Source organism: Geodermatophilus sp. DF01-2 (assembly GCF_004571065.1).
Lineage (GTDB): Bacteria > Actinomycetota > Actinomycetes > Mycobacteriales > Geodermatophilaceae > Geodermatophilus.
The window spans coordinates 1-11,245 of record NZ_SPQN01000106.1; the positions used below are offsets into that span (position 1 = coordinate 1).

Genomic DNA, 11,245 nt, shown 5'->3' on the forward strand with positions numbered 1-11,245 from the left:
CCGCCGAGGAGCAACCGCTCGCGGTGCCGCCGGCGTGGAGCTGACCGTGCGGGCAGGGGAGCGGGCGCCCTGGCACCCCGGCCGCTGCGCCGAGCTGCTGGTCGGCGGCCGGGTCGTCGGGCACGCCGGCGAACTGCACCCGCGGGTGTGCGCGGCGCTGGACCTGCCGGCGCGCACCTCGGGAATGGAGCTGGACGTCGACGCGCTGCCGCCGGCGCCGGTGCCGGTCGGCCCGCGGGTGTCGACCTTCCCGCCGGTGCTGCTCGACCTCGCGCTCGTCGTCCGCGACGACGTGCCCGCCGCGGACGTGGACGCCGCGCTGCGCGAGGGGGCGGGGGAGCTGCTGGAGTCGCTGCGGCTGTTCGACGTCTACACCGGCCCGCCGGTGCCGGCCGGGTCCCGCTCGCTGGCCTATGCGCTCACCCTGCGGGCGCCGGACCGGACGCTGACCAGCGAGGAGGCCACCGCCGTCCGCGACGCGGCGGTCGCCGCCGCGGCCGGGGGGACCGGCGCGGAACTCCGTGGCTGAGGAAGTAGGAGGACCCCGTCCCCCTCACCGCTCGCAGGCTCGCGGCGAGCCTCTGGACGGGGCCGACCCGGGAGCCGGCGGGACCCGGGACGGGGCCACGGCACTCGCTGGCCAGGTCGCGCTGGTGACCGGCGCGTCGACCAGCATCGGCCGGTACCTGGTGCAAGGGCTGGCCGAGCGCGGTGCGGCGGTGGCCGGCCTGGCTCGGGGCGGCGAGCGGCTGGTGACGGCGATGGACGAGGTCGCCACCGCCACCGGCGCCCGCACCTGACCGGGTTCAGCTCGGGAACAGGTAGACGCGCGAGATGGGCTCGCTGCCGTCCGGCGCCGCCCAGCCGGCAGGACGGCGGTCGATCAGTCGCCAGCCGAGCCGCTCGTAGAGCCCGACGGCGGGGTGCCCTCGACGACGTCGAGCACCACCCGCAGCCCCTGCGTTCCCGCCACCGCCACCGCCGTGCGCACCAGCGCCGTCCCGACAACGCTCCCGCGGGCGTCCGGGGTCACGAAGAGCCGGGACAGGGCGACCAGGCGACCGGCCAGCAGCCCGCCGTCGTCGTCCACGTCGGCGAGGACGGCGTGACCGTCCAACCGGCCGCCGTCCTCGGCCACCCAGGCGTTCCTCAGCCCGGCCAGGGAGAGCCAGGCGGACGGGTGGGCCGGCCAGTTCAGCGGGTAGCCGTCGGCCCGGTGGACGTCGGCCAGCACGCGGACGCAGGCAGGGAGGTCGGCCGCGCTCCGGACGCGGACGGTCCGTGGGGCCACGCGGAAGCTCCTCCGGCAGACGGTCGTGCTCTGCCCACCCTCGTGGGCAGAGCACGAGTCTCCCGGAACGGCCCCGGCCCTCAGCGCCCGAAGTGAACAGTCATGCATGGCCGTGTATGGTCATGCATCGTGAGCGGAACGCAGACGTGGACGGTCGGGGTCACCGGCGCCACCGGGTACGCGGGGGGAGAGGTGTGCCGGCTGCTGGCCGGGCACCCGAACCTCCGGCTGGCCGGGGTGCACGCCAACTCGAGCGCCGGCCGACGCCTGGGCGAGCTGCAGCCGCACCTGCTGCCCTACGCCGACCTCGAGGTCCTGCCGAGTGACGCCGACAGCCTCGCCGGCTACGACGTCGTCGTCCTCGCCCTCCCGCACGGGGAGTCGGCCGCGATCGCGGCGCAGCTGTCCGAGGACACCCTGGTCATCGACTGCGGCGCCGACCACCGGCTGAACGACCCCGCCGCCTGGGCGCGGTGGTACGGCTCCGAGCACGCCGGCTGTTGGCCCTACGGCCTGCCCGAGCTGCCCGGCCAGCGCGAGCAGCTGGCCGGCGCCCGGCGGATCGCCGTCCCCGGCTGCTACCCGACCTCGGTCACCCTGGCCATGGCGCCGGCACTGGCCACCGGCCTGGTCGAGCCCGAGGTGGTCGTGGTGGCCGCCAGCGGGACCTCCGGTGCCGGCAAGTCGGCCAAGCCGCATCTGCTCGGCAGCGAGGTCATGGGCTCGGTCAGCGCGTACGGCGTGGGCGGGGTCCACCGGCACACGCCCGAGATGGTCCAGAACCTCTCGCAGGCGGCGGGCCGGGAGGTCGTCGTCAGCTTCACGCCGACCCTCGTGCCGATGAGCCGGGGCATCCTCGCCACCTGCTCGGCCACGCTGCGGCCCGGCGTGGACGCCGAGTCCGCCCGGGCCGCCTACGAGAAGGCCTACGCAGACGAGCCGTTCGTGCACCTGCTGCCCGAGGGCCAGTGGCCGACCACCGCGCAGGTGCTGGGAGCCAACACCGTCGCGCTGCAGGTGGCCGTCGACCCGGATGCGGGCCGGCTGGTCGTCGTCGCCGCGGTGGACAACCTCACCAAGGGCACCGGGGGAGCGGCGATCCAGTGCGCCAACCTGGCTCTCGGCCTGCCGGAGACCATCGGCCTCCCTGTCGTGGGGGTGGCGCCGTGAGCACCACGGCTCCGAAGGGTTTCCGGGCCGCCGGCGTCGCCGCGGGTCTCAAGTCCACCGGCGCGAAGGACGTCGCCGTGGTCGTCAACGCCGGCCCGGACGACGCCGCGGCCGCCGTCTTCACCACGAATCGGTTCCCGGCCGCGCCGGTGCTGTGGAGCCGGCAGGTGCTCACCACCGGCCGGGTGCGGGCGGTGGTCCTCAACTCGGGTGGCGCCAACGCCTGCACCGGCGCCGAGGGCTTCGGCGACACCCACGCCACCGCCGAGCACGCCGCGGCCGAGCTCGGCATCGGCGCGATCGACGTCGCGGTGGCCTCCACCGGGCTGATCGGCGTCCGGCTGCCGATGGACAGGCTGACCGCAGGGGTCACCGCCGCGGTCAAGGGCCTCTCCGACACCGGGGGACAGGACGCCGCGCTGGCGATCATGACCACCGACAGCGTCCCGAAGACGACCGTCGTCGAACGCAACGGGTGGACCGTCGGCGGCATGGCCAAGGGCGCGGGCATGCTCGCCCCGAGCCTGGCCACGATGCTCGTCGTCCTCACCACCGACGCGGTGGTGGACGCCGGCACCCTGCAGACGGCCCTGGAGCAGGCGACCAGCGTGAGCTTCGAGCGGGTCGACTCCGACGGCTGCCTGTCCACCAACGACACCGTGATCGTCATGGCCTCCGGCGCCGGCGGGGTCACGCCGTCCGCGGACGAGGTCGCCGAGGCGCTCACCGCCGCGTGCACGGACCTGGCGATGCAGCTGCTGGCCGACGCCGAGGGCTCGACCAAGGACGTCGCGATCACCGTGCGGGGCGCCGCCAGCGTCGAGGACGCCCTCACCGCCGGCCGCGCCTGCGCCCGCAACAACCTGCTGAAGACCGCGCTGTTCGGCAACGACCCCAACTGGGGCCGGGTGCTGGCGGCGATCGGCACCACCGACGCCGCGTTCGAGCCCGACCGGGTCGACGTCACCATCAACGGCGTCACGGTCTGCCGGGGTGGCGCGATCGGTGACCCGCGCGACCTGGTCGACCTCACCGGCCGGGCCGTCACCATCGACGTCGACCTCGGTGCGGGTACCGAGCAGGCGACGATCTGGACCAACGACCTGTCCATCGCCTACGTGCACGAGAACTCGGCGTACTCCACATGAGCGCACCACAGGACCCCACCCCGCCCGACGTCCGGGTCGACGAGACGCCCCCGCAGGTGCCCGCCGTCCGCAAGCGGATCGGCACCAACCGGGTCATGCGCACGTACGACCCCGAGGGCGACGCCCGCAAGGTCGCCGTCCTCACCGGTGCGCTGCCGTGGCTCAAGGAGTTCCACGGCAACGTCGTGGTGATCAAGTACGGCGGCCACGCGATGGTCGACGAGGAGTGCCGCCGGGCCTTCGCCGAGGACATGGTCTTCCTGCGGACCTGCGGCATCCTCCCCGTCGTCGTGCACGGCGGCGGTCCGCAGATCACCGAGATGCTCGGCCGGCTCGGCATCGCCAGCGAGTTCCGCGGCGGTCTGCGGGTCACCACCGAGGCGACCATCGAGGTCGTCCGCATGGTCCTCACCGGCCAGGTCACCCCGGAGGTGGTCGGCCTGATCAACCAGCACGGCCCGCTGGCGGTGGGCCTGTCCGGTGAGGACGGCGGCCTGTTCACCGCCGAGCGCACCGCCGCGGTGGTGGACGGCGAGCCGGTGGACGTCGGCCTGGTCGGCGACGTCGTCGCGGTCGACCCGGCCCCGGTGCGGGCGCTGCTGGAGTCCGGGCACATCCCGGTGGTGGCCACGGTCGCGCCCGACCGGGACGGCGTGGTGCACAACGTCAACGCCGACACGGCGGCCGCGGCGGTGGCCGTGGCGCTGGGCGCGGTGAAGCTCGTCGTCCTCACCGACGTCGAGGGGCTCTACGCGGACTGGCCCGACCGCGACTCGCTGGTGCAGCAGATCGACGCCGGTGAGCTCGCCGAGATCCTGCCCACGCTGGACTCGGGGATGGTGCCGAAGATGGCCGCCTGCCTGCGGGCGGTCGAGGGCGGGGTGAAGCGGGCGACGGTCGTCGACGGCCGCACGCCGCACGCCCTGCTGCTGGAGATGTTCACGTCCGAGGGCACCGGGACGATGGTCGTCCCGGCCCCGCCGACCGAGAGGGAGGGCACGGCATGACGCACACGGAGGAGCTGGCCACCCGCTGGTCGGCGGTGATGATGAACAACTACAAGGCCCCGCCGGTGGCGCTCGCCCGCGGTGCGGGGGCCACGGTGTGGGACGTCGACGGGCGCGAGTACACCGACCTGCTCGGCGGCATCGCGACGACGATCCTCGGCCACGCCCACCCGCGGGTCGTCGAGGCGATCACGACGCAGGCGCAGCGGCTCGGGCACGTGTCCAACCTGGCGATGCACGAGCCGGGCGTGACCCTCGCCGAGCGGCTGCTCGAGCTCGCCGGTCGGCCCGGCCGGGTGTTCTTCTGCAACTCCGGCGCCGAGGCCAACGAGGCCGCCTTCAAGCTCAGTCGGCTGACCGGGCGGCCCGAGGTGGTCACCGCCGAGGGCTCGTTCCACGGCCGGACCATGGGCGCGCTCGCGCTCACCGGCCAGCCGGGCAAGGCCGACGCCTTCGCCCCCCTGCCCGGCGGCGTCCGGTACGTGCCCTACGGCGACGCCGCGGCCCTGACCGGCGCCGTCACCGACCGGACGGCGATGGTGCTGCTCGAGCCGATGCTCGGAGAAGGCGGCGTGCAGCCGGCCCCGCCCGGCTACCTGGCCGCCGCGGCGTCGACGGCGACGGCCGCCGGTGCGCTGTTCGCCGTCGACGAGGTGCAGACCGGCACCGGCCGCACCGGCCACTGGTTCGCCCACCAGGCCGACGGCGTGCGGCCCGACGTCGTCACGCTGGCCAAGGCGATCGGCGGCGGGCTGCCGCTCGGTGCCACCCTCGCCTTCGGCGACGCCGCCGACCTGATGACCGCCGGCTCGCACGGCTCCACCTTCGGCGGCAACCCGATCGCCGCGGCCGCCGCGCTCGCCGTCCTCGACACCATCCGCGACGAGGGGCTGCTCGAGCGGGCCAAGGAGCTCGAGCACCGGTTCACCGCGGGCATCGAGGGGCTCGGCTCCCCGGCGGTGGCCGGCGTCCGCGGCAGGGGCGCGCTGCTGGGCGTCGTCCTGGCCGCGCCGGTCGCCGGCGCGCTCGAGGCGCGGCTGCGGGACGCCGGCTTCCTCACCAACGCCGTCGCCCCGGACGTGCTCCGGCTGGCGCCGTCCCTGGTGCTGACCGACGCGCAGGTCGACGCCTTCGTCGCCGCCCTCCCGGCGGCCCTGGACGCGGCGGTGCAGGAGTGACCCGCCACTTCCTGCGGGACGACGACCTCGGCCCCGCCGAGCAGGCCGAGGTCCTCGCGCTGGCCGCCGAGCTTAAGCGCATCCGGCACACCCAGGACGCCCCGGTCCCGCTGCGGGCGGCCAACGGCGTGCCCCGGGCCGTGGCGGTGCTGTTCGACAAGCCGTCGACCCGCACCCGCGTGAGCTTCTCCGTGGGCGTCGCCGAGCTCGGCGGGTACCCGCTCGTCATCGACGCCGCCGGCAGCCAGCTCGGCCGCGGCGAGCCCGTCGAGGACACCACCCGCGTGCTGGACCGGCAGGTCGCTGCCATCGTCTGGCGCACCTTCGGCCAGGACCGTCTCGAGGCGATGGCTGCGGTCAGCCGGGTGCCGGTGGTCAACGCGCTCACCGACCAGTTCCACCCCTGCCAGATCCTCGCCGACCTGCAGACCGTCGCCGAGCGCAAGGGCGCCCTCGCCGGCCTGACGATGACCTACCTGGGCGACGGCGCCAACAACATGGCGCACTCCTACCTGCTGGGCGGCGCCACGGCCGGCATGCACGTCCGCATCGGCTCGCCGACCTCCTTCCAGCCCGACCCCTCGGTCGTGAAGCGCGCCGAGGAGATCGCCGCGGAGACCGGCGGCTCGGTGCTCTGGACCGACGACGCCGCGGCGGCCGCCGACGGCGCCGACGTCCTGGTCACCGACACCTGGGTCTCCATGGGCCAGGAGGACGAGGTCGACGCCCGGGTCGCGCCGTTCCGGCCCTACGCGGTGGACGACGCCGCGCTGGCGCGGGCCGCCGAGGACGCCGTCGTCCTGCACTGCCTGCCGGCCTACCGCGGCAAGGAGATCGCGGCCGACGTGATCGACGGGCCGCAGAGCGCCGTGTGGGACGAGGCGGAGAACCGGCTGCACGCCCAGAAGGCCGTTCTGATCTGGCTCCTGGAGCACTCGTGACGACCCGCTCGCCCGGCCGGCCCGTGCGCCGACGACGACCTCGGGGGCGGCGGTGACCACGGCTCTGACCCGCTCGGCCCGCCAGGCGCGGATCCGCGAGCTCGTCGAGGCCCAGCCGGTCACCTCGCAGACCCAGCTGGCCGCGCTGCTGGCCGAGTCGGGCATCGAGGTCACCCAGGCCACGCTCTCGCGGGACCTCGAGGAGCTCGGGGCGGTCAAGCTGCGCGGATCGGACGGCGCCCCGGCGTCCTACGTGCTGCCGCCGGAGAACGCTCCGCTGCGCCCGGCGCAGGCCGCGCCCGCACGCCTCACCCGGCTGCTCGCCGACCTGCTGACCAGCGCCGAGGGCAGCGCCAACCTCGCTGTGCTGCGCACGCCACCGGGTGCGGCGCAGTTCCTCGCCTCCGCCCTGGACAAGGTGGGCCTCCCCGACGTCCTGGGCACGATCGCGGGGGACGACACTCTGCTGGTCGTCTCGCGCGAGCCCGACGGCGGCCCGGCCCTCGCCGACCGCCTGCGCGCGATGGCCCAGCGCCTGCCCGCCGCCTACCCCGAACTGAAGAGCGACCTGGAGGACCCCGCACCGTGAGCCCGGCCGACCCCGCTGTGCCCACCGCCGCCGGACCCGGCACCCCCGCCGTCGTGCCCACCGCCGCCGGACCCGGCACCCCCGCCGTCGTGCCCACCGCCGCCGGACCCGGCACCACCCGGCTCTGGGGTGGTCGCTTCGGCGGCGGCCCGGCCCCGGCGATGGCCGCCCTCTCCAAGTCGACCCACTTCGACTGGCAGCTGGCCCCCTACGACCTGGCCGGCTCGCGGGCGCACGCCCGCGTGCTCCACCGCGCCGGCCTGCTCACCGACGACGAGCTCGCGCAGATGCTCGGCGCGCTCACCGAGCTCTCCGCCGAGGTCGCGGCCGGCACGTTCACCGCGGTGGAGGCCGACGAGGACGTCCACGAGGCGCTCGAGCGCGGCCTCACCGGAAAGCTCGGCGCGCTGGGCGGCAAGCTGCGCGCCGGCCGCAGCCGCAACGACCAGATCGCCACCGACCTGCGGCTGTACCTGCGCCACCACGTGCGCACTCTGGTCGGGGAGTTGGCGGCGCTGGAGTCCGCGTTGGTCGAGCTCGCCGACCGCTACCGCGACGTGGCCGCGCCGGGCATGACGCACCTGCAGCACGCCCAGCCGGTGCTCGTCGCCCACCAGCTGCTCGCCCACGCGCATGCGCTGTCGCGGGACGTCGACCGGCTGCAGGACTGGGACCGTCGGACCGCCGTCAGCCCCTACGGCTCGGGCGCGCTGGCCGGCTCCTCGCTGCCGCTGGACCCCAACGCCGTCGCCGCCGAGCTCGGTTTCGACCGCGCCTCGGAGAACTCGATCGACGGCGTCAGCGACCGCGACTTCGCCGCCGAGTTCTGCTTCGCCGCGGCTCTCCTGGGCGTGCACCTCTCCCGGCTGGGGGAGGAGGTCGTGCTCTGGACGTCGACCGAGTTCGGCTGGGCCCGCCTGGACGACGCCTGGGCGACCGGGTCGTCGATCATGCCGCAGAAGAAGAACCCCGACATCGCCGAGCTGGCCCGCGGCAAGTCCGGCCGGTTCGTCGGCAACCTGACCGGCCTGCTGACGATGCTCAAGGGCCTGCCGCTGGCCTACGACCGCGACCTGCAGGAGGACAAGGAGCCGGTCTTCGACTCCATGGAGCAGTTGCTCCTCCTCCTCCCCGCGGTCACCGGGATGACGGCGACGCTGACGTTGCGGCCGGAGGTTCTCGAGGCCGCGGCGCCCCAGGGCTTCGCGCTGGCCACCGACGTCGCCGAGTGGCTGGTCCGTCAGGGCGTCCCGTTCCGCTCGGCGCACGAGATCTCGGGCACGATGGTCGCCTACTGCGAGCAGCGCGGCCTGGAGCTCGACGAGCTCTCCGACGCCCAGCTGGCCGAGGTCGCCCCCGAGCTCACCCCCGACGTCCGGTCGGTGCTCTCCGTCCGGGGCGCACTGGCGGCACGCGGGGCCCGCGGGGGGACGGCGCCCGAGCGGGTCGCCGAGCAGCTCGACTCGCTGGACGCGCTGGCCCGGTCGCACGCCGAGTGGGCGTCGTCCTCACCCGTGGCGGCCGCGCTCTGAGCGCTCCGGGGCCCCTCGTTCCCGCCGGCGAGCTGCTCGGGCCGGCGGACGTCGTCGCGCCCACGCTGCTCGGCTGCTGGCTGGTCACCGACCGCCCGGCCGGCCGGGTGGCGCTGCGGCTCACCGAGGTCGAGGCCTACGCCGGCAACGGCACCGACCCGGCAGCGCACTCCCACCGCGGGCCGACCCCACGGGCGGCCATCATGTTCGGCCCGCCGGGGCGGCTCTACGTCTACTTCAGCTACGGCGTGCACTGGTGCGCCAACGTCGTCGTCGGCCCGGAGGGGCAGGGCTCGGCGGTGCTGCTGCGCGCCGGGGACGTCGTCGTGGGGGAGGAGCTCGCCGTCTCGCGCCGTCCCGCCGCCCGCACCCCCCGCGACCTCGCCCGCGGGCCGGCCCGGCTGACCCAGGCCCTGGCGATCGGCCCCGACGACAAGGACGCCGACCTCCTCGACCCGTCGTCCCCCGTGCGGCTGCACCGCGGCGACCCGCCGGCCGAGGTGTCGGCGGGACCGCGGGTCGGGATCAGCGTGGCCACCGAGCTGCCGTGGCGGTTCTGGGAGACCGGCGCGGCGTCGGTCAGCGTCTTCCGTCCGGGTGGCAAGCCCCGCGGGAGACCTGCCAGGCAGGATTGATCCCGTGACCGACGTGATCTCCGAGCTGCACCGCCGCGGGCTGATCGCCCAGAGCACCGACGAGGACGCCCTGCGCGCCCACCTGGCCGCCGGACCGGTCACCTACTACGCGGGCTTCGACCCGACGGCGCCGAGCCTGCACGTCGGCCACCTGCTGCAGTTCATGGTGCTGCGTGCGCTGCAGCGGGCCGGGCACCAGCCCGTCGTCCTCGTGGGCGGCGCGACCGGGCTGATCGGCGACCCGCGGCCCACCGCGGAGCGGCAGCTCAACGACCGCGACACCGTCTCGGGCTGGGTGGACAGCATCCGCATCCAGGTCGCTCCGTTCCTCGAGGTACCGGCCGAGCGGGACGGTCTCGCCGCGCCGGTCTACGTGGACAACCTGGACTGGACCGCACCGCTGAGCGCGATCGACTTCCTGCGGGAGATCGGCAAGCACTTCCGCGTGGGCCGGATGCTGGCCAAGGAGGCGGTCGCCGCCCGGCTGAACTCCGAGGCGGGCATCAGCTACACCGAGTTCAGCTACCAGATCCTGCAGGCCAACGACTACCGCGAGCTCTTCCGGCGGCACGGCGTGACGCTGCAGACCGGTGGCTCGGACCAGTGGGGCAACCTGACCGCCGGCATCGACCTGGTCCGTCGGACCGAGGGTGCGACGGTGCACGCGCTGTCCACCCCGCTGGTCACCAAGTCCGACGGCACCAAGTTCGGCAAGACCGAGGGTGGTGCCGTCTGGTTGGACCCCGCGCTCACCTCGCCCTACGGCTTTCACCAGTTCTGGCTCAATGCCGACGACGCCGACGCCCGCGCCTGGCTGCCCCTGTACTCCGAGCGCCCGGCCGAGGAGGTCGATGCGCTGGTCGCCGAGTCGGTGAACCGCCCGGCCGCGCGCGCGGTGCAGCGCGCACTGGCCGAGGAGCTCACCCGCCTCGTGCACGGCGAGGACGAGCTCCGCCAGGCCGAGGCGGCCGGGCGTGCGCTGTTCGGCCGCGACGACCTCGCGGCCCTGGGGCCGGAGACCCTCGGTGCCGCCCTGCGGGAGGCCGGCAGCGTCACCGTGGACGGCGGGACGCCGACCATCGCTGCGCTCCTGCAGCAGACCGGCCTCGTCTCGAGCCTGTCCGAGGCCCGGCGGACGGTGAAGGAGGGCGGGGCCTACCTGAACAACGAGCGGGTCACCGACGCCGACGCCGTACCTGGGGACGACGCCTGGCTGCCCGGAGGCTGGCTGGTGCTGCGCCGGGGCAAGCGCTCGGTCGTCGGGGTGCAGCGGGGCGACCCCTCAGCCGACGTGGACGAGCTGTGACGACCCGGTTCCGAGCTGGTGTCGGGCGTCACCCCGGAGCGGTTTGACAGCCCGGACGACAGCCACGTAACTTCCTCTCTGCGCCCGGCGAGACCGGCGCGGGACGGCGATCGAGTCACCGCCCGCGGGTCGGACCCGGCGCCGCCTGCCCAGCGGCTGAGCGGGCCTCGGGAACACGACCCGAGGGACCTCGGTTGCCCTGGGTGCCGCCGCTCCGAGCGTCGGGCGCGGGTCTCCGACCCGCCGCTTGACGAACACCGCGAGCGGCGTAACGTGGAACAGCCGCCGCGATCGAAGGCCTCACCAGGCCCGGCATCGTGAGCGTCCGCTCCTTGAGAACTCAACAGCGTGCCGAAAGTCAGTGCCAAGTATCGAACCCCTTTTTTGTGGGTTTCTTTGGGTTGATGGATGTCGAGAGTGCTAGTTCTCGGTTCTTCAGGTCAGGGGT

The 11,245-nt window shown here is 74.8% G+C and carries 11 protein-coding genes and 1 pseudogene; 11 read left to right on the forward strand and 1 reads right to left on the reverse strand.

What is annotated here, in order from left to right:
- A pseudogene (locus E4P41_RS19535) lies at positions 1-529 on the forward strand (phenylalanine--tRNA ligase subunit beta); the annotation flags it as partial.
- A 124-nt stretch (positions 530-653) separates the two neighbouring features.
- Entirely contained in the window at positions 654-800 is a 147-nt protein-coding gene (locus tag E4P41_RS19540; protein ID WP_245177497.1) for a hypothetical protein, read from the forward strand.
- Positions 801-883: 83 nt separating this feature from the next.
- Here the strand turns inward: E4P41_RS19540 and E4P41_RS19545 are convergent, their stop codons facing one another.
- Positions 884-1,291 carry a GNAT family N-acetyltransferase gene (locus tag E4P41_RS19545; RefSeq protein ID WP_135142904.1) on the reverse strand — a complete coding sequence of 136 codons (408 nt, stop codon included), beginning with the start codon at positions 1,289-1,291 and terminating at the stop codon, positions 884-886.
- 129 nt (positions 1,292-1,420) lie between these two features.
- Here E4P41_RS19545 and argC point away from each other — a divergent pair, with 129 nt between their 5' ends.
- Genes argC through tyrS form a run of 9 tightly spaced genes read left to right on the forward strand, consistent with a single transcriptional unit; the run spans position 1,421 to position 10,797 of the window.
- Positions 1,421-2,461 (forward strand): N-acetyl-gamma-glutamyl-phosphate reductase, encoded by a 1,041-nt coding sequence (argC, locus tag E4P41_RS19550; protein ID WP_245177498.1) that lies wholly within the window; start codon positions 1,421-1,423, stop codon positions 2,459-2,461.
- Positions 2,458-3,609, forward strand: a complete 1,152-nt coding sequence (gene argJ, locus E4P41_RS19555; protein WP_135142906.1) for a bifunctional glutamate N-acetyltransferase/amino-acid acetyltransferase ArgJ — start codon at positions 2,458-2,460, stop codon at positions 3,607-3,609. Before argC ends, argJ begins: the two co-directional genes overlap by 4 nt.
- On the forward strand, positions 3,606-4,616 hold the full coding sequence (gene argB / locus E4P41_RS19560) for an acetylglutamate kinase (protein ID WP_135142907.1): 1,011 nt from the start codon (positions 3,606-3,608) through the stop codon (positions 4,614-4,616). The genes argJ and argB overlap by 4 nt, the downstream gene beginning before the upstream one ends.
- Positions 4,613-5,794: an acetylornithine transaminase gene (locus E4P41_RS19565; protein ID WP_135142908.1), complete on the forward strand. Its 1,182-nt coding sequence runs from the start codon at positions 4,613-4,615 to the stop codon at positions 5,792-5,794. Before argB ends, E4P41_RS19565 begins: the two co-directional genes overlap by 4 nt.
- Positions 5,791-6,735 (forward strand): ornithine carbamoyltransferase, encoded by a 945-nt coding sequence (gene argF, locus E4P41_RS19570; RefSeq protein ID WP_135142909.1) that lies wholly within the window; start codon positions 5,791-5,793, stop codon positions 6,733-6,735. Before E4P41_RS19565 ends, argF begins: the two co-directional genes overlap by 4 nt.
- A gap of 52 nt (positions 6,736-6,787) precedes the next feature.
- Positions 6,788-7,324: an arginine repressor gene (locus tag E4P41_RS19575; RefSeq protein WP_135142910.1), complete on the forward strand. Its 537-nt coding sequence runs from the start codon at positions 6,788-6,790 to the stop codon at positions 7,322-7,324.
- Entirely contained in the window at positions 7,321-8,856 is a 1,536-nt protein-coding gene (argH, locus tag E4P41_RS19585) for an argininosuccinate lyase (RefSeq protein ID WP_280661332.1), read from the forward strand. The genes E4P41_RS19575 and argH overlap by 4 nt, the downstream gene beginning before the upstream one ends.
- Positions 8,820-9,491: a DNA-3-methyladenine glycosylase gene (locus E4P41_RS19590; RefSeq protein ID WP_245177499.1), complete on the forward strand. Its 672-nt coding sequence runs from the start codon at positions 8,820-8,822 to the stop codon at positions 9,489-9,491. The genes argH and E4P41_RS19590 overlap by 37 nt, the downstream gene beginning before the upstream one ends.
- Positions 9,492-9,495: 4 nt before the next feature.
- A complete protein-coding gene (gene tyrS / locus E4P41_RS19595; protein WP_135142913.1) occupies positions 9,496-10,797 on the forward strand; it encodes a tyrosine--tRNA ligase in 1,302 nt (433 codons plus the stop codon).
- Positions 10,798-11,245 lie beyond the last annotated feature (448 nt).

Excerpts from the sequence above, each read along its gene's own strand:
- argB (WP_135142907.1), top strand. The coding sequence starts at position 3,606 with ATGAGCGCACCACAGGACCCCACCCCGCCCGACGTCCGGGTCGACGAG.
- E4P41_RS19565 (WP_135142908.1), top strand. The coding sequence starts at position 4,613 with ATGACGCACACGGAGGAGCTGGCCACCCGCTGGTCGGCGGTGATGATG.